The sequence below is a fragment of the Methanocellales archaeon genome (assembly GCA_028715985.1).
Classification (GTDB): domain Archaea; phylum Halobacteriota; class UBA148; order UBA148; family UBA148; genus UBA148.
The window spans coordinates 70,686-94,157 of the sequence record JAQUQR010000001.1 but is presented as its reverse complement, the minus strand read 5'-3'; the positions used below and the strand labels follow the sequence as shown (position 1 = coordinate 94,157).

Genomic DNA, 23,472 nt, shown 5'->3' with positions numbered 1-23,472 from the left:
AAATGCGCCGGCCGGGATTTGAACCCGAGTTTATGGCTTGGCAAGCCATAGTGATAACCACTACACTACCGGCGCGATCGATGAAGATTAGAAAGAATGGTCGGAAAGGCTTATGTCGGGAGTGGGATTTGAACCCACGACAACTCGGTCTTCAGCCGAGCGCTCTCCCAGGCTGAGCTATCCCAACAAGGGGATTTCGACCTTTCTTTCCCTTGAACACGGGGCTACAACCATCTGTGGATTTCGCATTTACTGCGAAACATTTCAGGGCCAAGCCCTTCGGATGGGCCCGATGCGATTCGAACGCATGACCGCTCGGTTATGAGCCGAGCGCTCTAACCAAACTAAGCTACGGGCCCATGTACCGAGATATATCCGCTCCATTACTTAACTTTTATTGACTAATTGTTACCGCTATCTTATTTATAGATAAGACACGCCGCCAACAGGGCTCGAACCTGTGGCATTCTGGTTTCTGCTTTTTTTTAGGACAGAAACAACCTGATTAACAGCCAGACACTCTACCAACTGAGTTATGGCGGCCTAAGTACATGGAGTGTTAGAGTACAAGAATAGTTGTCGTTTAACTTAAACTTTGTGAGATTCCGTTTAACCTTTGGATCAGTGCTTTCATGTTTGGTCCGAATTCGGCTTTGAACTTCATCATATTGTTAGTGGTTATAGCACCATGAAGTGACGGCTCTACCAGGCCCTCATGCTCGAGTAACCTTAGCGAATAGCGCACCTTGTGCTTTGGGAGGCTGGTTTCCTCCGCAAGTTTTAATATTCCAATCGGCTCTTCCTTTATCACCGCTTTTAGGACGACCAAGTTGCGTTCTAACAACTCCAGTTCATGTTCCAATTTATCTGTCAGCATGGGAACACCCTAATCATATTAATTATATACTTATATCAATAGGTATTATCTATTTATTTGTCATGAATGTCAAGGTCCGATCTTCAAGGATCAAAGGAGACATATATGCCCCCATGTCCAAGAGTTACACCCATAGGGCAATAGCGATTGCAAGCCTTGGAGAGAGATCTACCATCAAGTGTCATCTTCTCTCTGGCGATACGATGGCCACTATACGAGCGTGTGAAGCCCTTGGATCGACCATAGAGGATCGTGAAAATGCCCTAAATATTACGGGAGTGGGCGGTCGACCGAGGACTCCAGATGATGTGATATATGTGGCAAACTCTGGTACATCTCTTCGATTCATGACCGCCATCGCAAGCCTGATAGGGGGATCGGCAGTTTTAACTGGTGACGCCTCTCTGAGGGAGCGTCCCAATGAACCACTACTCAAAGCGATAAACGATCTTGGTGCAAAGGCATTCTCAACCAAAGGTGACGGAAAGGCACCAATAGTCGTGCAAGGCAAGCTCAAGGGCGGGAAGACCATCGTGGATGGATCAATCAGCTCTCAGTTCATTTCTGGACTGTTGATAGCTTGCCCGTTCGCCGAGCATGAAACGGTAATAAAGGTAAACGGTGAGCTGGTATCCAGGCCATATGTTGAGATGACCCTTGAAATACTGGAAAAAGCAGGTGCTCACATCCAAACCGATTTTAAAGAATTTTCGATTCCCTGCGATCAAGCGTTCGATCTCAGATCATATGTCGTTCCTGGAGATTTCTCCTCTGCGTCATACATGCTTGCTGCTGCGGCGATGACAAACTCTAAGGTGAAAGTGAGAAATCTGTTTCCATCGAAACAAGGCGATGTTGCCATCATTCCGATACTGGAAAAAATGGGCGCGAACATATCATGGGATCAGCCCAGGGGCATCGTGACAGTGGACGGAGCCGATTTAGAGGGAATAGAAATTGACACAGGGGAGATACCTGATTTAGTCCCCACCATTGCAGTTCTGGGCGCCGTAGCAGATGGAACGACCACGATCTGCAATGCAAGACATCTTCGATATAAGGAGACGGATCGACTACATGCAATGACCTCTGAGCTAAGAAAGATGAAGGTAAAAATAGAGGAGAGAACTGACGGGATGACTATCAAAGGAAACCGCTTACATGGTGCAGAACTACATGGCTACTGTGACCATCGAATCGTCATGGCACTAACGATAGCGGGATTAGTGGCAGATGGGGAGACCATAATCGATAATGCCGAATGCGTGGAGGTATCCTATCCCGACTTTTTCGACGATCTTTGTGGCATGGGGGCCAACCTTGAGGTGAAGTAGATGGGTGGAAACTCCTTTGGAGACGTTTTTAGGATTACAACCTGGGGTGAAAGTCATGGAAAAGCTGTGGGCGTGGTATTGGATGGTTGCCCTGCCGGGCTGGAGCTATTCGAAGCCGATATTCAAGCTGAGCTTGACAGAAGACGACCCGGCCAGAGCATTGTGGCCTCCACCAGAGAGGAAACTGACAAAATAGAGATCCTTTCGGGTGTGTTCGATGGTAAGACGACTGGAACTCCGATCTCAATGCTCGTTCAAAACGTGGACGTCGATTCCAGCAAATACGAATCGCTGCGATATGTACCAAGACCAGGCCATGCAGATTTCACATATGAAGCGAAGTATGGTATCCGAGATTGGAGGGGGGGTGGAAGGTCCTCTGCTAGGGAGACGGTTGCAAGAGTGGCAGGAGGGGCAATAGCAAAGAAACTGCTCAAGTCGCAAAAAATCGAGATTTTAGGTCATGTGATCCGGATCGGCGGGATTTCCGTTGGCGGGACTACATTAGACCAAATCCGAGAGAACGTAGAGCAAAACATGGTGAGATGCGCAGATATGGAAACTGCGGAACGCATGCTTCAGCACATCCAAAAAGTGCAGGCAAACAAAGATAGCGTTGGAGGTATCGTCGAAATAATAGCATTGAACGTACCAGCAGGCGTAGGCGAGCCCGTGTTCGATAAGTTAGATGCGGATCTGGCAAAGGCACTGATGAGCATCGGAAGTGTAAAAGGCGTTGAGATAGGCGTTGGATTTGGATGTGCAACGATGCGAGGGAGCGAGATGAACGATCCGTTTGTGCTCAGAAAAGGCATCGTGAGGACGGATACAAACAATGCCGGTGGCATCTTGGGTGGGGTATCCAATGGCATGCCCATAGCGTGCAGAATTGCAGTCAAGCCAACACCATCCATAGAGAGAACCCAGAAAACAGTGGACCTGGCTGAGAAAGAAGAGAGGGATATCCAGATCAAGGGAAGGCACGACCCATGCATATGCCCGAGGATCGTTCCTGTAGCAGAGGCGATGGTAGCTCTCGTACTGGCAGATCAAATGATTAGAGGGGGTTTTATCCGTCCAAGCAAATAGAATCTGGATAGCGATAATCGTCACTTTATTGATATCCACAGCATCTTTGGGATGTGTGGACACCGAGCCGAAAGTAACATTAACACCGTCTCCTGCACCCAGGCCCACACAGTCTACTACACCAATACCTACCCCTACACTTAAACCCACACAGTCTACTACACCAATACCCACACCATCTACTACACCAATACCCACACCGTCTACTACGCCAATACCTACCCCTACACTTAAACCCACACCGTCTACTACGCCAACATCGACAACTAAGCTTCCCCTAGCACCCGATTTCGAGCTAATAGATGCAACAAGTGGCGACTTGATCAGACTCAGCGATTATAGGGGCAAGGTGGTCCTTTTGGACTTTTTTGCGACTTGGTGTGGAGCGTGCAAATTCACGATCGACAATGATTTAGTGCAGCTGTATGAGCAATATGAAGATCAGGTCATATTCCTCTCCATCGACGTTAAGGAGCCTAAAATAGCTCCTAAGGAGCTGCAGACTTTCGCAGAAGAACATGAAATGGGATGGCCAATACTGATGGGCTCCTCCTCGACCGTTGACAGGAGTTATAACGTATGGATTCTACCAACCATATGTCTCATCGATGAGGATGGAGCGATCAGATACTTTCATCTGGGATCTCCTGGGGCCAAAATCCTCAAAAGCGAGATAGACAGCTTGTTATACTAACGTCGGATGGTGATCAAATTAATGACTGATCTATCGCCTTTGATTGCATTTTCTGCTGGAGTTGTAAGCATATCTTCACCATGCGTACTTCCACTAATTCCGGCGATAATGGCCTACTCGACTGGAAAAGGGCGATTTAGACCATTGTCGATCGTCTTGGGAGTGTCTCTGTCATTTACCATCATGGGCGTGGCAGCGTCTGCGTTGGGCATGGCATTCATCGGCTATGTTTACTACATGAAAGTCATTGCTGGAATCGTTATCATTTTTCTGGGATTATACATGCTATCTGAAAAGCTGGAACAGAAAGTCTTAGAGCTTAGAAGCAGGATGCCCATAAGATTCAATTATTCTGCACCATCAGGGAGCGGGGGATTTACCCTTGGACTATCGCTAGGCATCGTGTGGATACCCTGTGTAGGGCCGATACTTGGCGCCATACTATCGATGGTCGCAGTGAGTGGCAGCATTCCCTATGGTGCCTTACTGTTATTCATCTATTCACTTGGATTAGGGGCTCCAATGCTAATCATCGCCTATTCTTCGGCATTTTCGTCTAAACGTCTCAGCATATTAGTGCGGTATAACGCCATCTTGAAACGCATCGCTGGGATTGTATTAATTGTAGTGGGGCTGTATATGATGCCCATATAAATAACTGAGCTGTGAATCTGACTCAAAACTCATATAATCGACTTCACTGAATTTAAGAGGACAAGAATCGACAGACGATAAATGCACCAAAAGGTTTAAAAACCGTGGATAGCGTCCCTTCAAACCTCTCAAGATATTTCAGCAAAAAACTGGGCGTATTGGGCGGAGCAAATAGCGTCGTTTTGCATTCCATATTGCCAAAAAATCGCTTGAGCTCCAAGGTACTATAAAATCTGGCATTGTCAAAGATGGTTTTATTAAATAGCGATTTCATTCGCCTTTCAAAAGCCCACAAGCTCCATTTATTCAATACTCCAAGGATGATTCTACCATCTTTTTTTAAAACCCGTTTCATCTCAACAATTGCCTTTTCTGGATCTAGAAATTCAAATGTGGTCACCAATAAGATCATATCGAACTGATCATCGTTGAACGGCAAGCTCTCGGCAGTACCGAGGACAAACGTTATGTCTAATTCTCCTTTCTCTGCCTTCTCTCTCGCAATCTTCAACATGTTCACTGAGGTATCTATGCCCACAACTTTCAAACACATACGTGCAAGCTCTATCGAATAGTTTCCAGTACCACAGCCAACATCTAAAACTATTTCTCCTGGCTTCTGCTCCGCAAGTTCGAATATTAACTCCTTCTCCAACCTGTTGGCATAAGCCCCCAAGGGTGTTTGGTACCAAGCGTCATACTCGCTTGCTATTTCATCAAAGGTCATCTGATTGCCCCTAACTTTGAGGCTATGCTCATCACCTTATCCCGCCTATCGTCTATCTTTAACGTGGTGATAACTCTTTTCGCCCCCATCCTGAAAACAGCCTCATGAGCCTTCTCCACAGCATCGAATAGCTCGGCCAAATTTTTAGCCTCAATGGTAGTGGACATCGCTCCTGCCTCATATTTCACGTCAGCACTTTTCAACGCTTCCAGCGCAGCCTTTACATATTTGCTTATGCCCACTTCTTTGCCTAAAGGGATTATGCTTAACTCTGCTACAACCATATAATGCCCCATCGTTCTACTTATTCCTTAAAGTGTTAGGATCGATATTATGATATCTGCCCCGGCCCATTCGCGCTATCTCTTTCATCAGGTTGCTATCACCGATACATATCGTAGATATTCTCGTAGCCATCGCAATCTCGCGGGTCATTTGTAGCAATTCCTCCTCTGACCCGATATTTGAGCACCCATCAGAAATCAATATTATGTGCTTGTTGTCACCTTTCAAAGCTTTCCTGGAAGCTTTCAAGCCATCCAGCATGTTGGTCTTTCCAAAGGTGCCAATCCTTATTACCTCATCGACCAACGCACCCTCATCGTGTGTTGGTTCAAGAATTAAGTATCCACGATTACCAAACGCCACGATGCCCAATTGGTGCCGACCCCTCGTCTTGATCAGGTTGAGGGCGATCGCCTTAGCAAGTAGCATTTTTCCAGACATCGAATGGCTGTTGTCCATACATAGTATGATGTCCTTTTTATCCTCGGACCTAGGTCTCACTATAAGATGTTTCTTCTCCATATCCGAGGTCTTCTTTTTTAGGGACGCCAATTTCCGCAACGTGTGTCTAACAGATATCTCCCTAAACGGATTGCCCCTGTAGTTGACAGGATAGCCTCTTTCACCCAACAGATCCGACAGCTTGAACCGAGACGGCAAGAAATTCGATAGATTTAGAAAGAACGATTTTTTTATTATAATCTCGTTCTCGGTTTTGGATACCACACCAACGTCGATCAACCATTCTATGAACTGTCTGGTCTGTATGTCCATATCTGAGTTGAAGCTGAACAACAGAATGTTCTCTCTGTCAACTAAATCCAATAGCTCCAGAAGGAGGTTAGAAGCTCTGACGACTCGCGCTTTCTTTTTCGATCCTTGATGCCAAAAATCAAAATCGACCACCTTTGGTATCGCCATGTTTTTTAGGTCCGCAAGAATGACGCTTTTATCAAACTTTGGCTCTCTACCGCTGATAATCTCTGTCACAATCGAGCTGGGGTCCCTTAAGGCCACCATACGATGTGGCAATGCGATCAATGCGCAATCCAGCAGATCTTCTGATGTCACATCGTTCTTTAGCCTTCCTCTAGCATGTAACAGTAGCCTTAAAGAAGTAGTTCCCCGAACACTCGGGCCAGAGATGACGTGCGGATGTTGTCGTATTTTATATATTAGATGCACTATCACATCATCTAAGAACTCTTTCGATTGTGGCGTCAATATCTTCATCCCCATATCTTGATTTCAACGAGTTCTGGAGTGCAACTCGCATATCGCTTCTATCTATGATATCTTTCCCATGAATCATGGCATGTGCTGCGGCCTGCTCCAAAACCGATATAGTCCCGCGGACGCTGAATTGTCCCCCCTCACGAAGATTTTTTGAAATGTTGGTGATTTTGTTGTATGTATCTATATCTATTGAAAAAGGTGGGTTTGCATACTTTTTTAGTATCCTGATTTCATCTTCTATGGAAGGATAATCAATTTTTACGCACTCGAAACGATCTAGGAGATTGGCAGAAAGCCGCTCCGTGCCAGCATATTCCTCTGGATTAGCCGTGGCAATCAATAGTGTATCTACCTCCAACTCAATGTCGAACCCCGCAATCGTCGTCCTGCCTTCCTCAAGGACTTGCAGGAATGTGTTCTGCACTTTCTCTGGCATTCGATTTATTTCGTCGATGAACAGTATCTTTCGGTGTGCCTTCTGAATCTTTCCTGGACGATAAGTTAGGGGATGATCGATTCCATACTTGAATGCGTTGACAGGATCGATATCTCCGACCAAGTCCTCCGGCAATATCTCTGGTGAGCCTTGTATTCGAACGAACCTATCTGTAATCGTCTCGGACTCGATTTCCGCTAGGTTTTTACAATGGTGGCATGAAGGCTTTTCTGGGGAGCAATTGAACTGACATCCCTTTATCACTTGCATCTCAGGCAATAGCCCAGATATGACTTTTGCCAAGGTAGTCTTACCTGTTCCAGGTGGTCCCTCTAGCAAGAGGTGCCTGCCAGCCACAAGAACCGTTAAAATCTGGTCCTTTATTTCCCTTGAAGCATAAAAACCAGCAAGTGGATCCTTCTCAATCACTTTAAATATCGATGTCCTGAGATCATCTCGTAGGCTCATTTATTTTCCTCTAGAGCCTGTTCAATATGCTGCCTTGGCACAGCTCCAACGATTCTTTTGACCAACGTGCCATTCTTAAAAACTAGGAGTGTCGGGATCGACATAATCTCGTATTTCACCGCTACCTCTCGATTTTCATCGACATTTAACTTTCCAAACACGATCTCTCCCACATAGTCTTTAGCTAGAGCATCGATAACAGGGGCTACCATTCTGCAAGGAGCGCACCATGGCGCCCAACAATCTATTACACTCAAAGGGTATTTTTTGATAGTGGATGCGAAGGTTGCATCTGTCATATTTATCGGTGTATTTGGCCAGCTCAGCTCTTCTTGAGTCGACCTTTCATCAATTTGACTCTTTAACTTCTGCATTCTTCGCTGCCTAATCCTTTCTAGTTCATCCATGGCATCACCCTCTAATTTCCTAAATGGCTCAAGTTTCATAAATGTTTATGCTTAGTTTCAAAAAATTCTACCAATACTTTAGTGATTCTGTCATAATTAGTTCTTGCTATTTTCCTTGCTAATTTCACAGACCTATGAAAAGCCAATTTCAGATAATTTTGCCCGATCGCTGGAAAAACGGCTTCGTAGAATCGATTTAGAGCGATTTGAAATGGGCATCAGATGAATAACCTACCTCTTTTGGAGCAAACTTCCTACAAAGTCAATTCTGAGGTTAGTTATTCCAAGAGTGTCGAGGAGATTAATGAAATGGTGGGGGTTTTCTACCGTCTTTTTGTGCCCGAAAAGACGGATAAAAAGGCCAATATCCAATAAACGAGACTCAGAAATTATGCCTATGTAATTGGCATAAATGGCGTCGGCACTAGAAGGAACGTTGTTGTTACTCCACCTACTTCAACCGTAACATCCCTTTCTACTGGAGCTCCTTCGACCTTTTGTCCCTGAACGACTTGTCCCAGCGATTCAGGACTTACAGTGGTTTTAGTCTGATGTTTGAAAGTTATTTCTTCGGATGCACCTGCTGCAAGAGTAACATCTTCTCTGTCTACTTCTTCACCATCAACATGAAGTACCAGTGTTTGGGTGCTTTGACTTGCCCCACCATTTTTCACAGTGACTATGATCTGCATTCTACTGCCTGCTATAACCCTGTCTGGGTCACAGGTTATGTCAGTGACCACAAAGTCGCCTATAGGTGCTGGTGTTGGAGTAGTTGCTGGTGTTGGAGTAGTTGCTGGTGTTGGTCTGGGTGGCAATGTTGGAGCTGGTGTGGGTGCTGCTGGTGCTGGTGTGGGTGCTGGTGTTGGTGCTGGTGTGGGTGCTGGTGTTGGTGCTGGTGTGGGTGCTGGTGTTGGTGCTGGTGTTGGTGCTGGTGTTGGTGCGGGTGTTGGTGTGGGCGTAGGAGTAGGTGTTGGTGTTGTGGTAGGTGTTGGTGTTGGTCTGGGTGGCAGTGTTGGAGTAATTGAGACATTCGTTGAGACATTCGTCGATATGCACCCTGAAAAAGCACACATAATCAAAATTAACGAAAGTAAGAAGAATGTTGCCTTTTTCATTTGAATTGACCCACCCAATACCCTTCAATGGTTTCTATTATCTCAGTTCCTTAAATATATATGCCACACACTACCCACCCGAAAAGAGAAACGCCAGAGAGCGTAAATGTGATGTTAGTTATTCCAAGATGTTAGATGGGATAGACGGTCAAAATGGATTTATGATTTACTTTTATCCTCTTTTTGTTTTTCCTCTTCCTCAAGTTTGAATATTTGATCTCTGATATTTTTTGCAATATCAAATCTTTCTTTAGATTGTCTATTCAAAGCATTGCGGCTAACAAGACCAAACCAAATTAAAACTCCTAAAAGTATCAATCCAAGGACGATATTAGCCATAACATTCTCTCTATAGAGGTTTAAAATCACAACAAAACCCATAACAAATATTGAAACAATTATCATAGAGTCAGTGTTTATCTTAGTCATCAGCTCTTGGTGTTTAAGCTCCAATACCCTTATCCTCTTCTCCTCTTTTTCGTCCATCATACATAACCAATAACAGATTACTATAAAAATATTGAGGGTTTCATAGAAACTCATAGTATTTAGCAGAGCGGATACTTTAGGAGCAAAGCGGTGATCCTATACGCCGAGGCTGGGATTTGAACCCAGGACGATCGGTTAGTATCGACCCGATTGTCGGTCGGGGCGTTATTGCTCCGTCCTTATTTTTTTATACTTTCTGGGTCTCGGATATCTCGATTGCCCTTTTACCTGTTATCTTCACGTTGACCCTGGTTTTCTCATCCCATCCGAACCCCCTCACGATGTCCATGGGCAGAGTAACCATATAGGAAGATCCAACCTTCAGGATTTTTCTGTCCTTCATGTTTTAATAATTATTTAAATAGATATTAAAGTATTTGGGTTTATTCTTTTTTGAAAATTTTTCACAGCATTTCAAACCTATCACATAACTTCCCAACGACTTCGCTAAGCAATCCATAATCTTCATCGTAAAATAGGTGACTTTCACAAGCGCAATCGCTAGAGCCGAATCCTTTTACACAATCAAAATAATCTGCCAGCCTTTTTGCAATATCACATTCCTTTCTTCCACCCACGTAGACCTCTTTTATCCTCGCTATTGTCAAAAAATGATCAATGTGCCAATGAAGTCTCTTCTCTTTTCTGAGATGTCGGCTTATCCTTGACTCCAACCCTCCCAAGGCAGAGCCAACATATGCATAAAAGCCAGTTTTAAATTTTATTTTTCCCATGTGTCCAACTTGAATCTCCGCACCCTTAGGAAGCCCCATTAGTAAAACGTAAGCGCCTTTCATTTTTTCATTCTAAACTTTCTTTGATAATATTTTGAGTAGATTGCTCCTGCAGGATTATGCGCCAAAATCCTATCTTTCACGATAAACGTCGTCACTGGCGCCTCTGAATTTTTGGAAAACAATATGTCATGCCCGAGACACAAACCACATATTATATTTAAATCTGTATCCTTCTCATTAAGCACCATAGCCTGACCTATTGGATTGCACATCGCCTCATATCGGTCATCCTTTATCTTCTCAAGGCCAAAATTCTCCTTGCCTATCCCGCAGACTTTGCAACAAACCGAATAGACCTCAAAGTCTTTTTCTAATAGTTCATGCAATACTCTGGCTTCTGACTCCAATCCTATGCAGAATGCAATTCCAAGTGTTTGATAGCCCATTTCTTTACAAAACGTTATCAATTCTTCTAATCTCGTGAGTTTCATATAATATCTTGCCTCAAGGTTGGCCGCGATTGTCATTATCTCAGATTTCTTATTTTCGACTTCATATTTTCTCACAACTTTTTCTTTAAGCGCAGTACAATCTTTCCCCAAATAGCATTCTTTATCATCACACAGAGCGCATTTCATCCTCACTCACCACCAAATAGCTTTTATTGCCATGCTTTCTCTCCATGACTCGCTTTTCCCGCTCTAAAACTTCGATATATTTGACTACCTCATTTCGGTGTATTCCCAAAAAGCTTGAGATATCCCCTATCGTGCAAGGCCTTCGCTTCAAAAGAGTCACTATCTCGCCCTCTGTTTCCTTGTCATATGCCTTTTGCATCCTTCGATCATGCGATGTAATTATCTCTGCTTTTTCGCCTAGCATTTTACATATTTCCTTCATTTTGACTGGATCTAATGGCAAAGCAAAGGATTCACACGGAGGTCTCACAACCGTATTCAATTGAATTTTGTCTGGGTTTATTTCGCTGATAATATCTGCCATTCGCTTTACATCGCCCAAGTCATCATTGATACCCTGGACCAGCATGACCTCCAGCCAAATCTCGTTTTCGAACTCTTTTCTGAACTTTTTTAATCCCTCAACCATCCTTTCTATTAATAAGCCCTCATGCGGTCTGTTCACCATTTCGAATATATTCTGCTTAACAGCATCCAATGAGGGGATAACTAGATCGGCACCCCTTAAGTCAACCCTCACCCCCGTATCAAAGAGCAATGAGCCATTTGTCAGAACGGCTATGGGAATATCGGTCATTCGCCTGACATCTCTTATCATTTCGCCAATCTTTGAGTTTAAAGTTGGTTCTCCAGATCCGGAAAACGTGATATAATCTATCTCCTCGCCCTTGGTAAGGCGCTCCTCCAACTCTTCCATAATCAACTTTTTAGGGACGTATTCCCTCCGCTCTGTCGTCCTGTTCGTCGTCCTTCCCAACTGACAATAAACGCAGTCAAAGGAGCAAGTCTTATAGGGTACCAAATCCAGTCCTAGAGAGAAGCCCAACCGTCGAGAGGGCACTGGTCCGAAGATGTGACTTTGTGAATTCATGACTTCAGAACTCCATGCTCCATCCAGCGCCATTGGTTTCACACGTGTCTGGAAAAAGTCGCGAAATTTCTGATTTATGCATCGTGCAGTGGCAGGGGTTTATAAAGCCCTTATCTTTCAGCAGATCGTAATCTTCAAAACCATGAAATCCACCCATTATGCCATACACGTGTCCAATTGATGAGGCTCTATCCAGAATCGCAGATATCCCAGGATGAGCACATCCGGTTATTACGATCAGCCCTTCTTTAGTCTCAAGGAGAAGAGATTGCTCCTTTGTGGTGGTCCCAAGCACGCCCGTAGTATAAATGCGCTCACATATCTTTACCGGCCCATCCACTTCAATCAACTTTGCCTTCGATGATATCTCTTCTTTCAAACGCTTTGAAAAAGACGAAGGCGCGTAAACCTCTGTACCAGGATTTAAATTTAACACCCATGTCAATCCACCGATGTGATCCCAATGGTCATGAGACAACACGATGATTTCAATGTCCTTTGGATCGATGCCCAACGCTTTCATATTGTATAGTAGTATAGAGCCATCCCATCCGGTATCAAATAGAACTTTTCGTTCATCCTCGATAAGACAGGAAAAGCCCCAACCAGATTTTAGTCCCTTACATGCTTCATTGTCATATATTACTTTAAGTTTCATTTTAAACACCCATCAAAATTAATATCAATCCAACCACCAAGCCAAATGCAACGTTAAAGACCTTAACATAAATCGTATCTTTGATAGTGTAGGAAAGTAAAGGTAGCAAGCCATGACCGTCTTGGACTATGGAATTGACAAGCAAGACAGAAAAAGGGATTAATCCTTTAGCAAACAATAAAAAGAAAATCAAGTGTGGACCTGAACTTGGAAGTATTCCTATTAGGGCGGCTAAAAGGATTAAAAAGAGCATATTTTTTGGTAGGATTGCCCCCAAATCAAACCTGAGCATGAGAAGCTCGATCGCCAACATGGTGAAAAATAGCCATAAAAATAGCTTTGGCATGTGTTTTTTGAGGATATGATTACATACATGTTCTTCAAGAAAATGTTTGATATCCTGCCTTTCTTCTTCATGAATTTCGATTTCACAGGGTTGGCTCGTCTTCAATTTGATCTTTTTGGCAATGCCATCAGCCAAAAAACCAGCGATTACGCCCAACAGCAAACAAATGGCAAAGATTAATAACGCCGTTCTGGGCATCATTGCCAACATCACAAATGCTTCGTCTCCTGCGGTCGCTACCATCACCGCTACCAAAGCCCCAAAACTAATCATACCATGAACGTACAGAGAAACTATAAAGAAGGTACCAACACAACCAGGCGTTGCACCAAGAAAAGAAGAGCCCACATATTGACTTAAAGGCTTTTTTGTGAGCACCTCTCTGATCTTATCTTTAAACCTCAACTCCAGGTACTCGACCAGTACCATCAATGCGAAAACCATCAAAAGTATTTTTAGGGTTTCTGAAAGTAATTCTTGGATAATGATTTTCACCTCAAAGAGCGCTCTACTTTATTCCACATTTCCTTTATTTCTCTCGAGACCGGTCCATCAGAGAACTCAACTATGGGCTTTCCGGCAACCATGGCCTTCGTTACGATCGGATCGTACAAAATTTTGCCCACCACATTTACATCATTTATTCGACAAAACTCGAGGATTCTGTTGGTATTTTCCTCATTGATATCATATTTGTTAATACATACGAAGGAAGCTATGCCAAAATGGCGAGCGACCCCCAAAATCCGTTCCAAATCATGTAAGCCTGACATCGTCGGCTCGGTGACTATCAGTGCCCTATCAACCCCACTAAGAGATGCTATCACAGGGCAACCTATGCCAGGAGGCCCATCTATCAAGATTAGATCTCCTGCTATTTTTCTTGCCTCATTTCTGACAAGTGAAACTAGTTTTCCGGAAGCTTCTTCAGCGATATTTAACCTAGCATGAACCATTGGGCCGTACTTGGTCTCAGATATGAAAGCATATCCCGAAATCTTTTCCCTAAGTGTTATTGCGTTCTCAGGACACACGTATGCACAAACACCACAACCCTCGCATAAGATGGGGTCTATCATATGCCCATCTATCGCATCAAATCTGCATACCCCCTCGCATAACCCGCAATCTATGCATTTTTCCTCATCTATTACCGCCTCTTTGGAGCCCCTAAACTCCTGTTTGCTCCTTATAAGTGGATGGAGCAGTAGATGAAGATCGGCTGCATCCACATCACAGTCTGCTATAACAGGGTTATGCGCCAAAGCCGCAAAAGAAGCAGTAATGGTTGTTTTGCCAGTACCACCCTTACCACTAATGATCGTTATCTGCCTCATGTGAACACTTCCTTACTTTATTTAGAGCTTATCTGCCCCATGCATACGAACTTGACCGCACCCTTTAAGCTGCGCGTTCCACCACCTTGGCTGATGATTTCCAATGCCTTTTCTGCATCGTGAACTATTGCTCCGGCTATCACGTCGGCACCATATTCAAACAAAAGGGGTGTTAGAGGAGTAGTAGGTCCAATCACGAAAGTGTAGCCATTGCTGATCTCCAGTAACCTTTGTAAAGTTTTATTTACGAATGCGCTCCCTGATATAACAACCAAGTCGCACTTTGGTAGTAATGTTTCTGCAGCCGTATCTGGCAGTGCCCCATGTATGGGTCGTCTCTCAAATACAAAAGCGTCTTTACCAAGTGAATCGATGAAGGGGAAACGACCAACGATCCCTATCTTGTCATAACTTTGAGCGATCGCCAGAATGTGATTGGATACATTCATAACTTTATAGTTCTCTGGATTCAGAAGTGCGTTTATGCTTGCGGTACCAATCGATGCTTCAGTAAGGTTCCACGATTTTGCCAAGGGGAGGGTATTCGTCCCTATGAGATTCCCAACATTCTTTGGAGGTGAGCTGAACTCTGGAAAAGTGTATGCTAAACCCACCCTATCCCTAATCCGGACTGCAGTATATTTCAGTCCCACTCTAATGTCATCCGCTGGTTCTTCTTCTATGGAGCTTAGTATGTCATCCATTAGGTTCATATACCTCCATCCCTCAGCTGCGCATGGACTTGCACCGCATCAAATAGCCCTGAGAATTTGTTTTTCCAGTCGGGCATCTCCAAGACGAATGGCGTACCACGTGAGTAGAGCTCTGCAATTCTTCTATCCATGGGAATTTTTAGTAGGAGAGGTATGCCTTCCTTTTTGCAGTATTCCTGAACTTTTTGGTCCCCAATTCCCTCGCAGTTTATTATGACTCCAAACGGAATTTTCATCTCCCTAATCGTTTCCACAGCCAACCTAAGATCGTGCAAACCAAAGGGTGTTGGCTCGGTTACAAGTATGCAATAATCGCTTCCATGCACAGCCGCTATCATAGGACAAGATGTGCCAGGGGATGCATCGATGATCACAGTCTTATTTCCATCTATCTCTTCTTTGACTTTCCTTATTACCGGGACTGCCATGGGCTCACCAATGTTTAGTTCCCCGTATACGAATTCGATATCTCTGGCAACTCCTTTTTTGACTACACCGATATTTCTACATTCCTCTGCTATTGCATTTTTGGGGCAAACGAGGAGACAACCACCACAACCATGACACAATTCTGGAAATATCAGGATCTGTTTATTAAAAACAGCGATCGCATTGAACTCACAGAACTCAGCACATTTCCCACAGTAGTCACACTTGGTTTCATCGACCTTTGGCACTGGTATGCAAACTGGTATCCGCTTTTTTATTTCTGGTTTTAGAAAGATGTGAGCATTTGGCTCCTCGACATCGCAGTCCAAGAGTTGAACGTTTTCAAGAGACAATGCCATATTAGTGGCTATTGTAGTTTTTCCAGTTCCACCCTTCCCACTTGCAACTGCAATCTTCATTTCAACCCATCACTTAACTTTAAGATTGTATCTCCAATGGCCACTCCGAGGTCTTTTGCTATCACAGGGCATTTTGCCGTGAGAAGAAAAAATATTTTCCCATGACCACTAAGTGCCTCATAGTTTCCCTGCCCTTTGCCAATGACCATATCGCTCTGCGCAAGGATTTTCCAAAACTCTTTGCTCGAATAGTTCATTCCTTTTCCAGGTACACCAACTCCAACTTTAAGAAATTCAATACATTGTATCTCATCAATTCCCACATAAATAGCGTCTTCTTCTGTAGCATCGTTGATTATCGGCTCATCTTTAATCACAAACAAAATTTTATCTAGATCATGCTCCCCTAATATTGTTTCAATTAAGATCTTATCAAATACTATCTCCCCCGCATTATCCGCCAGATAGGCAAGATTTTTGGCAGTTTTCAAGATTAGCATAAACTCCGATAAGTCATAGATTTTAAACTCCTTTTCTAAAACACCTAAAATAGCCTTATCCAGATCAAAATTCGATCCTACACCATAGTCAATTATGTTTCCAGCAATAGCTAATCTTAATGCTGTCAACAAAGGCGTAGGGGATCGATCTACCATCCCTTTTAAATTTGGATACATTTTCAATGCGATGTCGTTGTATTGTCTTTTAACAACGTTATAAGGATCGTCGACTCCACTTTCTTTTCTGACAATTCTGTGAACAACATGCGCTATCTCAAGAGGGCTAGTATCCCAATTTATGCCATCAAGCTCAATAAGCACTTTTTTCAATATTTTCTTCTGCGCTTTTTCATCATTGGTAACGAATCTCGCCGCTTCAAGCGCCTGTCTCATGAGACAAGGGATACAGTCTAAATAAAGTTTCATATGATTTAGTCCTGGGATTTCAGAAGGATCCTTCCATTAACCTTGTTCAATGGTGGTGGCTCTCACACCCAGACCCTGATCCTTCACCTCTAAACGCATGTCTTCCACAAGCATTCGCATCAGTAGCTGGCTGTAGTTTTCCCTCTTGCCACATCTGGACAACGTCTTTCACAGTTCCATAGGCACCTATATAGACCATGATACCGAACTCCTCAAACATTCCAATTGCCCTTCTTCCCAATCCAGAGCATAACATCACATCTACATTCACGGTTGATAGAAGTTCTGGAGCGTATCCCCCACCACCCATATGCATACTTGTATTGGGTAAGATTTCGATCTCATCCGTTTCTGTGTCAACTATGGTGTATGTTGGCACTCTACCGAAATGTTCTCCGACTTGTTCGTTTAAACCTCGATTGCCCATCGTTGGTACGCATACTTTCACATTTTCACCTCCTTCTTACTTTCTTCACTATTTCCGTTCATCATTTCCATTAGAGAGTGCATTATGGTGGCTGCCACTTTGGGCGTCAATCCAACAATAAGACGGTCATCTGTTATACCACCATATTCTCTAGAATCATTGCAACCAAAGGACACGCAAACTTTATTGGTCAAGTAGGGCCTAACGGTACAATTTCCGCAGACCGACATGACGCCAGATAAATCCAATTTTAACTCTTCCCCCGTAACTCTCTGATATGCCTGGACGATCTTCATGAACTCCCGAGGTAGCAAATAAAAGATATAAACATCTGGCATCATTTCGTTGGTGGATAGACTCATAGAGTGGGGTTTCCTTGTCGGTCTTGGAATACTCATCAACGCCTTGATAGCGCGCTCTTCATTTGCAAACATACCCTTTTCCACCAACTCTTTAACACACTCCCCCATTTTGCATTGATTGCATTCCATAAAGCCAAGTATCTCCTTTGCTGCTGGACAGGAAATATGGTCACAGTCAAGGAGCATGCTCTTAGAGGTTTTCATTACCCTGCTAACAGCTTCACAATATTTCAAAGGCTTGCTCGGGATATCTGCACTTTTATTCTTCTCGCTGAAATTGAATTTGACTGCCACTGGCCCAACATTCAAATATCTTCTTGCCAATTCAATGACATTTTCTTCTTCCAATCAATCACTCACCCATAATGAATATTTTATTGAATCCTTTGAGATTCAATTCACCCAATCGAGCCCATTTTGCTACCACATGTTGGACATTTGCATTCGATGTGTTTTCCTGTTTCAACATAATACTCGAAATGTTTCAACCAAGTTGGATGGTGAGCCATTTCGTGAACAAAATCCACAAATTTCGCCAGGCGTTCCATGGTAGTTGTATGAACATTATGCTCAATTCTGCAAGCGTCCTTTTCAGCTATTTCTTCATCTATCCCAAGAATCTCCAAAAATTTCGCAAGCGCCATATGACGCTGTTTTATGGATTTTGCCCATTTCTCCCCCTTTGGCGTTAGTGTAACCCCTTTGTATTTCTTATAGATTAAAAACCCATTTTCAGCGAGTTTTTGTATCATCTCGGTGACACTTGGTGGCTGAACACCAAGAGAGGAGGAGATATCAGTGGTCCTAACATAGCCCCCATCTTTTTTCAGTTCATATATGGTTTCCAGATAGTCCTCAACGCTTTGACTTGCCATTCAGCTACCACCATCCCTTTTGAGATTATTCGATAATCTGCAGTTATCTGCTTTCTCGCTATTTAGCCATCCATGGAACTTGCATTGATGTATATATTCATAAGACCGTTCAAAAACGGCCCCCTCTGCGTCCCATGCCCATCCCACTGCGACCCATGCCCATTCCGAAATGTTCACCGACCGTTGCACCAGAAGTTTCTTTTAGCTGTCCACTCTTGTACATCTCAATAACATCCCTAACTGTGCCAAAAGCCCCGGTTATTATCTTGATTCCCGCTGAAGACAAGGTTTGGAAGGCATTAGGACCGACGTTTCCGGTGATAACCACCTCAACGCCCTTGTTTGCTACTGCCTGCGCTGCCTGGATACCAGCACCACCCATCGTGTCGGCACTCATGTTTGGCACCGCTTCAAAATCCATTGTATCCGAGTCTACGATCAAAAAATACTGACACCTTCCAAATCTAGGATCTAACTGGGCTTCTAAACTTCCAGAGGATGCTGTTACACATATTTTCATTGTTTATCACCTTATTTTTCATTAAACACTAAAGTTATTACCTACATATCACCCCATAAGCAAAAAAGGATGAAAATTCTGAATTTTATTCTAATTTGCCTTTCACAAATTCCTCCACTTTGTCTATTATCAATTCAAAGTGTTTTGTATCATTTGGGTTATTTTCTAAAACGAACGGCACTCCAGAATCGCCTGACTCGCAAATCTTTGGGTCGATTGGTATCCTCCCAAGGAAAGGCACACCCAATTCCAAGGCCGCATTCTCTCCACCACCTACTTTGAACAGATCAATTTGGGTACCACATTCTGGGCAGACCAAACCGGCCATATTTTCAACTATTCCGATCACTGGGACCTTTACCTGCTTTGCGAAATTCACGGCCTTTCTGGAATCCAATAACGATACCTCCTGGGGCGTCGTTACAATTATGGCTCCATCTACATTTGGAATAAGTTGTGCAACGCTTAATGGCTCGTCTCCCGTGCCTGGTGGCAAATCAATCACCAGATAATCCAACTCCCCCCAGGCAATATCCGAAGTGAACTGTTTGATTATATTCATTTTCACCGGACCCCTCCAGATTACTGGTGTGTCTCTATCCGATAGTAAAAATCCTATTGACATTACTTTTAACCCTGGTAACGCCGTGACCGGTAACATGCCTACAGGAGAGGATCTGATGCGTTCATCTTCGATGTCAAGCATCTTTGGAACGTTTGGTCCATGTATATCCACATCCATCAGACCCACCTTATATCCCCTGTTGGCGAGTGATACTGCCAGATTTACTGCAACTGTTGTCTTTCCAACACCGCCCTTTCCACTCATGACCATGAGCTTGTGCTTCACCCGGTTTATTCCAGCTTCTCCGGCTTCTACAAAGTTCGTTTTTATAGTTTCCCTTTTACCATCTTTTGTCTCTTTCTTTTGATCAGCCATAGCCAGTCCTAGCCCCCTGATATAACTGCATCTGCATCTATTACTCCTAGTATTTAAGTTAGGAAGTCACTGCAAAGATCACACTTTTACTTCATAAGCTCTTCAAGACGTTTCTTGATCTGTTCCAACTGTTGCTCTAACATCTTTGCCTGGCCCTCTAGCATTGCAACTTCTTGCTCCTTTGGCATTTGGGGCATCGGCATGCCCGCAGGCATCATCGGTGCTGCAGCAGCTTGGTCCATATAAGACGTGAATTGCGGCATCTGTCCCGTCTCCATTAGATACTGTGCTGCTGGCGGTAACCCCGTAGGACTTCTTCCGATCCATCCCGGGCTAAAGCCAAATCTCATCCATCCTGGCAAACCAGTCATGTAATATATATACCTATGTCTATATCCTGCCATCTATTCTTCCTCCTCTCAGTCATTTTTTATTTACAAATTTACAAAATATAGGAACCGTATGGGACTCCATATCCAGTCCTGTATCCATATGGTCCTGGCGCATAGGGTGTTATCGGCCCATACATGCCAGTCCACCACCATCTGGGCAACCATGGGAACCATCTGCAGAACCCTAAACCAGACCTCATTCCGAAACCTGGTCCCCAGAATCCTCTTCCACGTCCATATCTAGGCATTTTTTATTCATCTCCTTTTTATTTATCTCCTTTTCAACTATTGAGTAGCTACCCCCTTTTATTTCGATAGCTTTTCCATTTATGAGGGCGTCAACAACCTTTTTCCTCCCGGACTTCAAATCCCTCCATAGCGTTTTTCTCGAGGTCCCCATCTCCCGTGCTGCGTCTTCTTGTTCAAGTCCTTCCAAGTCCACAAGTCGCATGGCCTCTATCTCCTCAATTTTTATGTTTACCGTTTCTAGAGGTCGCATCACTGGTCGCCATGGAACACTACTCGGATTAAAGTAATTAGTGACAGGTACCTGTGAAATCCATCTTTGGAACCGAGGTCTACCTCTTCTACACCTAGCCCCGCCTCTTCCCACCATATATGCACATATGCGCTATAATACTATATAAGCTTTTGCTCAAATGCGCCAAAACAAAAATGCCTGGCCATATATAGTTAGTTTAGGGGGAACATGTTAAAATAAAGTAAAGGCGAAAGGCACGGACGAGTAAATAAATTAAAATGGATTAGAGGGATACGTTGCCTTTTCCTTGAGTATTAACCGAATTTATCTTCTAATCGAGCGATAGGGCTTCTGATGGACAAACTTCGACACACAGACCGCATTCAACGCACAGATCGTCGTCTACTACTGCTATGTCGTCTTCCAGAGAGAGGGCGTCGTTAGGACATTCCTCTACGCACGTTCCGCACCCTACACATTTTTCTACATTGATTTTTACTGACATAGGTATCAAATCTCCTTTCTGCCATGTTCATTCATTCATGATATTTATAGATTTGCTAAAAACTTCAGATTACCTAGCAAATCTAAACTTTAATTTAGTGTATAAGGACAATTAATGTTTAGTAGGCAAACTATATGTCAAGAAAAGTAGCATTAATAAACGGAGGATCATCCGGTGTGCCTGAAGACTACAAGGAAGGCGAGAAAATACCAGCATTAGAAGGAAAAGATATGTTATATAGAGAGGTTCCTAAAACAGGAGATAAATTGTCTATTCTTGGGTTCGGTTGTATGAGGCTGCCAGGAAGTCTATTCAATGTTGATGAAGAAAGGGCAATTAAACTTTAGGAAGTACTATGGAAGAGCCGAGAAATGATGACGTAAATAATAACAATTCAGAAGCGACAAAAGTGCTACTGGCCTATACAATACTCATTATCGTGACAAGTATCTTCGCCCTACTTGCCATCTGGACACTCGTGCCCCAGGCAACGGCGGGCAGGATAAGCGTTCTGGGCTACAAAACGCACTGCCCCTTCGCGCCGTGGAGCACGCTCATCTGCCTTGCATGTTCAGCCATCACCTTCACGATTATGTATCTTATATGGAAATACTGGACCTTTATTATAGGCGCAGGATATGAAACAACACCGGACCCAATCATCCGGAAAATGCTTGAGTTGGCTGAAGTCACTGAGAAGGACATCTTCTATGATCTAGGAAGCGGAAAAGGTAATGTTGTCTGCCTGGCCGCCGAGGAGTACAACGTCCGTTGTGTGGGCATTGAGGCTGATCCTTTACGATACATGATCTCCCGGATCAAGGTGGCTGTCAAAGGCTTATCGTGCAGGGTTCAGCTCAGGTTCGGCAATTTCTTTACAGAGCCCCTGGAGGAGGCCACTGTGGTGACTCTATTTCTTTTCCAGTCTGCAAATAACAGGCTGAAGGATAAATTGGTCAAGGAACTCAAACCCGGAACCCGGATCGTCTCCTATACATGGACATTCGACGGCTGGACACCGGACCACAGCCTGCCTTTAGAAAGGATCTACCTGTACACGATAAAACAATCCGGCAATGATTACAAATAATTTTCCGATTGCTCCGCCCGGGAGAGCCAAGAGTTTGAGACGAATCCCTTCAGGATCGCTCAACTGCCAGATTTTTACGGGGAGTGTTCGGCCTTGGAAATTGTACATCGAGTGTCTCAAGAGCAGCCTGCGTTGGTATCCGAAGTGATGCATAAAGTGACGAGGGGCAAGCCATGAAGTTGTTAGCAATAATGGGCAGCCATCGCAGAAACGGCGCAACCCGAGAGCTTTTCAGCCAAGGCATTATCGGTAATAACTTTTGGTACTCGCTCATCGGATCGTTGGTGGTCGTGATCATCTTCGCCCCCCTGACCATGGTTGCTTACTTGAGCAAAGTAAAGTAGGCATGGGTGATGAACCAGCGTCCGAAGCGACATCTCCATCCGCCAAAGTACATGGGTGTACTTTGGCGCATTTTTGTTTATTTCCGTCTTCTATTAAAGCATAGTCAGAATTCTATGTCTATCACTTTTTTGCACTAATTCTAAACAATATCATACAATCTATCATGTTTTCGTGACATGTTCTTGATGGTATCCTTCATAGGGGCTGGTTATGTTTTTGATCTCACCCAATTTAATACTTTTTCACAATCTTCTTTATTAGGATGACTATACCTGATAAGTCCCTTTCCCCCATAACAAGTCATGTAGTCGTTTTCTAATCTCATTTTCTTCTCTTTGAGTATCTTCTCCAATCCTTTTATTGCATTTTTATCTGATTGCCCTCTGCCAAACCAATTCAAAAACACATAAATCTTTGCATTTTCATGTATTGATGCTCTTTCTATTTGATTTAGCCATCTCAGTAAATCTTTATGTACTTCACCTCCATATACCCCAGAACATAAAATTATAGACGTATACTTCTTCAAATCATTTACTTGGCTTTGATTAAGTACTAAGAATTCTGCATCACTATTATTTGCAACATAACTGCATATATTAAATGTATTTCCTTTACTCTTTGGACATACAAGTAAAACACTCATT

34 protein-coding genes and 4 tRNA genes are annotated in these 23,472 nt (G+C 43.6%); 6 read left to right on the top strand and 32 right to left on the bottom strand.

What is annotated here, in order from left to right:
• Positions 1-3 precede the first annotated feature (3 nt).
• The 5 genes from PHI74_00595 to PHI74_00575 all read right to left on the bottom strand — a co-directional run bounded on the left by PHI74_00595 (position 4) and on the right by PHI74_00575 (position 877).
• A tRNA-Gly gene (locus tag PHI74_00595) sits at positions 4-75 on the bottom strand.
• 38 nt (positions 76-113) lie between these two features.
• Positions 114-187 (bottom strand) — tRNA-Phe (locus PHI74_00590).
• A gap of 97 nt (positions 188-284) precedes the next feature.
• Positions 285-359: transfer RNA gene (locus tag PHI74_00585), tRNA-Ile, on the bottom strand.
• 78 nt (positions 360-437) lie between these two features.
• Positions 438-543: transfer RNA gene (locus tag PHI74_00580), tRNA-Asn, on the bottom strand.
• A gap of 40 nt (positions 544-583) precedes the next feature.
• Positions 584-877 (bottom strand): hypothetical protein, encoded by a 294-nt coding sequence (locus tag PHI74_00575; protein ID MDD5484519.1) that lies wholly within the window; start codon positions 875-877, stop codon positions 584-586.
• Positions 878-939: 62 nt separating this feature from the next.
• Between PHI74_00575 and aroA the strand changes: the two genes are divergently transcribed.
• The 4 genes from aroA to PHI74_00555 are packed head-to-tail and all read left to right on the top strand — an operon-like array spanning position 940 to position 4,648.
• A complete protein-coding gene (gene aroA / locus PHI74_00570) occupies positions 940-2,211 on the top strand; it encodes a 3-phosphoshikimate 1-carboxyvinyltransferase (protein MDD5484518.1) in 1,272 nt (423 codons plus the stop codon).
• A complete protein-coding gene (gene aroC, locus PHI74_00565; protein ID MDD5484517.1) occupies positions 2,212-3,300 on the top strand; it encodes a chorismate synthase in 1,089 nt (362 codons plus the stop codon). It begins immediately after the preceding gene.
• Positions 3,301-3,328: 28 nt separating this feature from the next.
• Positions 3,329-3,994 carry a TlpA disulfide reductase family protein gene (locus PHI74_00560; GenBank protein MDD5484516.1) on the top strand — a complete coding sequence of 222 codons (666 nt, stop codon included), beginning with the start codon at positions 3,329-3,331 and terminating at the stop codon, positions 3,992-3,994.
• A gap of 21 nt (positions 3,995-4,015) precedes the next feature.
• Entirely contained in the window at positions 4,016-4,648 is a 633-nt protein-coding gene (locus tag PHI74_00555; protein MDD5484515.1) for a cytochrome c biogenesis CcdA family protein, read from the top strand.
• Between the two features lie 52 nt (positions 4,649-4,700).
• On the opposite strand, the gene PHI74_00550 is transcribed toward PHI74_00555, so the two are convergent.
• The 25 genes from PHI74_00550 to PHI74_00430 all read right to left on the bottom strand — a co-directional run bounded on the left by PHI74_00550 (position 4,701) and on the right by PHI74_00430 (position 21,390).
• Positions 4,701-5,375 (bottom strand): class I SAM-dependent methyltransferase, encoded by a 675-nt coding sequence (locus PHI74_00550; protein ID MDD5484514.1) that lies wholly within the window; start codon positions 5,373-5,375, stop codon positions 4,701-4,703.
• Positions 5,372-5,671, bottom strand: a complete 300-nt coding sequence (locus tag PHI74_00545) for an MTH1187 family thiamine-binding protein (GenBank protein MDD5484513.1) — start codon at positions 5,669-5,671, stop codon at positions 5,372-5,374. Before PHI74_00545 ends, PHI74_00550 begins: the two co-directional genes overlap by 4 nt.
• A 4-nt stretch (positions 5,672-5,675) precedes the next feature.
• Positions 5,676-6,893, bottom strand: coding sequence for a VWA domain-containing protein (locus tag PHI74_00540; protein MDD5484512.1), 1,218 nt, complete (start codon positions 6,891-6,893; stop codon positions 5,676-5,678).
• Complete coding sequence (locus tag PHI74_00535) at positions 6,853-7,800, bottom strand: AAA family ATPase (GenBank protein MDD5484511.1); 948 nt, start codon at positions 7,798-7,800, stop codon at positions 6,853-6,855. The genes PHI74_00540 and PHI74_00535 overlap by 41 nt, the downstream gene beginning before the upstream one ends.
• A complete protein-coding gene (trxA, locus tag PHI74_00530) occupies positions 7,797-8,246 on the bottom strand; it encodes a thioredoxin (protein MDD5484510.1) in 450 nt (149 codons plus the stop codon). The genes PHI74_00535 and trxA overlap by 4 nt, the downstream gene beginning before the upstream one ends.
• A gap of 356 nt (positions 8,247-8,602) precedes the next feature.
• On the bottom strand, positions 8,603-9,325 hold the full coding sequence (locus PHI74_00525) for a CARDB domain-containing protein (GenBank protein ID MDD5484509.1): 723 nt from the start codon (positions 9,323-9,325) through the stop codon (positions 8,603-8,605).
• Between the two features lie 159 nt (positions 9,326-9,484).
• Positions 9,485-9,811 (bottom strand): hypothetical protein, encoded by a 327-nt coding sequence (locus PHI74_00520; protein MDD5484508.1) that lies wholly within the window; start codon positions 9,809-9,811, stop codon positions 9,485-9,487.
• 190 nt (positions 9,812-10,001) lie between these two features.
• Positions 10,002-10,157, bottom strand: a complete 156-nt coding sequence (locus PHI74_00515; protein ID MDD5484507.1) for an AbrB/MazE/SpoVT family DNA-binding domain-containing protein — start codon at positions 10,155-10,157, stop codon at positions 10,002-10,004.
• A gap of 61 nt (positions 10,158-10,218) precedes the next feature.
• On the bottom strand, positions 10,219-10,587 hold the full coding sequence (locus tag PHI74_00510) for a GIY-YIG nuclease family protein (GenBank protein ID MDD5484506.1): 369 nt from the start codon (positions 10,585-10,587) through the stop codon (positions 10,219-10,221).
• 20 nt (positions 10,588-10,607) lie between these two features.
• The gene (locus PHI74_00505) at positions 10,608-11,189 is read right to left on the bottom strand and encodes a DUF1847 domain-containing protein (GenBank protein ID MDD5484505.1); all 582 of its coding nucleotides are present in this window, start codon (positions 11,187-11,189) and stop codon (positions 10,608-10,610) included.
• Positions 11,170-12,153 (bottom strand): radical SAM protein, encoded by a 984-nt coding sequence (locus PHI74_00500; protein MDD5484504.1) that lies wholly within the window; start codon positions 12,151-12,153, stop codon positions 11,170-11,172. The genes PHI74_00505 and PHI74_00500 overlap by 20 nt, the downstream gene beginning before the upstream one ends.
• Entirely contained in the window at positions 12,125-12,778 is a 654-nt protein-coding gene (locus tag PHI74_00495) for an MBL fold metallo-hydrolase (GenBank protein ID MDD5484503.1), read from the bottom strand. The genes PHI74_00500 and PHI74_00495 overlap by 29 nt, the downstream gene beginning before the upstream one ends.
• A gap of 1 nt (position 12,779) precedes the next feature.
• On the bottom strand, positions 12,780-13,619 hold the full coding sequence (locus PHI74_00490) for a putative manganese transporter (GenBank protein MDD5484502.1): 840 nt from the start codon (positions 13,617-13,619) through the stop codon (positions 12,780-12,782).
• Positions 13,616-14,461 (bottom strand): ATP-binding protein, encoded by an 846-nt coding sequence (locus tag PHI74_00485; GenBank protein MDD5484501.1) that lies wholly within the window; start codon positions 14,459-14,461, stop codon positions 13,616-13,618. Before PHI74_00485 ends, PHI74_00490 begins: the two co-directional genes overlap by 4 nt.
• A 17-nt stretch (positions 14,462-14,478) precedes the next feature.
• On the bottom strand, positions 14,479-15,165 hold the full coding sequence (locus PHI74_00480; GenBank protein ID MDD5484500.1) for a DUF364 domain-containing protein: 687 nt from the start codon (positions 15,163-15,165) through the stop codon (positions 14,479-14,481).
• Positions 15,166-15,170: 5 nt separating this feature from the next.
• Entirely contained in the window at positions 15,171-16,022 is an 852-nt protein-coding gene (locus PHI74_00475) for an ATP-binding protein (protein MDD5484499.1), read from the bottom strand.
• Positions 16,019-16,888 (bottom strand): ARMT1-like domain-containing protein, encoded by an 870-nt coding sequence (locus tag PHI74_00470; protein ID MDD5484498.1) that lies wholly within the window; start codon positions 16,886-16,888, stop codon positions 16,019-16,021. The genes PHI74_00475 and PHI74_00470 overlap by 4 nt, the downstream gene beginning before the upstream one ends.
• 46 nt (positions 16,889-16,934) lie before the next feature.
• On the bottom strand, positions 16,935-17,336 hold the full coding sequence (locus tag PHI74_00465; GenBank protein MDD5484497.1) for a NifB/NifX family molybdenum-iron cluster-binding protein: 402 nt from the start codon (positions 17,334-17,336) through the stop codon (positions 16,935-16,937).
• The gene (locus PHI74_00460; protein ID MDD5484496.1) at positions 17,333-18,025 is read right to left on the bottom strand and encodes a DUF169 domain-containing protein; all 693 of its coding nucleotides are present in this window, start codon (positions 18,023-18,025) and stop codon (positions 17,333-17,335) included. Before PHI74_00460 ends, PHI74_00465 begins: the two co-directional genes overlap by 4 nt.
• Before the next feature lie 50 nt (positions 18,026-18,075).
• Positions 18,076-18,552 (bottom strand): metal-dependent transcriptional regulator, encoded by a 477-nt coding sequence (locus PHI74_00455; protein ID MDD5484495.1) that lies wholly within the window; start codon positions 18,550-18,552, stop codon positions 18,076-18,078.
• A 109-nt stretch (positions 18,553-18,661) separates the two neighbouring features.
• The gene (locus PHI74_00450; GenBank protein MDD5484494.1) at positions 18,662-19,072 is read right to left on the bottom strand and encodes a NifB/NifX family molybdenum-iron cluster-binding protein; all 411 of its coding nucleotides are present in this window, start codon (positions 19,070-19,072) and stop codon (positions 18,662-18,664) included.
• 85 nt (positions 19,073-19,157) lie between these two features.
• On the bottom strand, positions 19,158-20,012 hold the full coding sequence (locus tag PHI74_00445; GenBank protein MDD5484493.1) for an Mrp/NBP35 family ATP-binding protein: 855 nt from the start codon (positions 20,010-20,012) through the stop codon (positions 19,158-19,160).
• An 86-nt stretch (positions 20,013-20,098) separates the two neighbouring features.
• Complete coding sequence (locus PHI74_00440; protein MDD5484492.1) at positions 20,099-20,416, bottom strand: DUF5320 domain-containing protein; 318 nt, start codon at positions 20,414-20,416, stop codon at positions 20,099-20,101.
• A gap of 184 nt (positions 20,417-20,600) precedes the next feature.
• Entirely contained in the window at positions 20,601-21,020 is a 420-nt protein-coding gene (locus tag PHI74_00435) for a DUF134 domain-containing protein (protein MDD5484491.1), read from the bottom strand.
• 196 nt (positions 21,021-21,216) lie between these two features.
• Positions 21,217-21,390, bottom strand: coding sequence for a 4Fe-4S binding protein (locus PHI74_00430; protein ID MDD5484490.1), 174 nt, complete (start codon positions 21,388-21,390; stop codon positions 21,217-21,219).
• Between the two features lie 134 nt (positions 21,391-21,524).
• On the opposite strand from PHI74_00430, the gene PHI74_00425 reads away from it, so the two are divergent.
• Together PHI74_00425 and PHI74_00420 are read left to right on the top strand one after the other, a co-directional pair.
• Complete coding sequence (locus tag PHI74_00425) at positions 21,525-21,737, top strand: hypothetical protein (protein ID MDD5484489.1); 213 nt, start codon at positions 21,525-21,527, stop codon at positions 21,735-21,737.
• Between the two features lie 8 nt (positions 21,738-21,745).
• Positions 21,746-22,480: a hypothetical protein gene (locus PHI74_00420; GenBank protein ID MDD5484488.1), complete on the top strand. Its 735-nt coding sequence runs from the start codon at positions 21,746-21,748 to the stop codon at positions 22,478-22,480.
• A 49-nt stretch (positions 22,481-22,529) separates the two neighbouring features.
• Here PHI74_00420 and PHI74_00415 read toward each other — a convergent pair whose 3' ends face one another.
• Together PHI74_00415 and PHI74_00410 are read right to left on the bottom strand one after the other, a co-directional pair.
• Positions 22,530-22,778, bottom strand: a complete 249-nt coding sequence (locus tag PHI74_00415) for a hypothetical protein (protein MDD5484487.1) — start codon at positions 22,776-22,778, stop codon at positions 22,530-22,532.
• A 255-nt stretch (positions 22,779-23,033) separates the two neighbouring features.
• Positions 23,034-23,471 carry a flavodoxin domain-containing protein gene (locus tag PHI74_00410; protein ID MDD5484486.1) on the bottom strand — a complete coding sequence of 146 codons (438 nt, stop codon included), beginning with the start codon at positions 23,469-23,471 and terminating at the stop codon, positions 23,034-23,036.
• Position 23,472 lies beyond the last annotated feature (1 nt).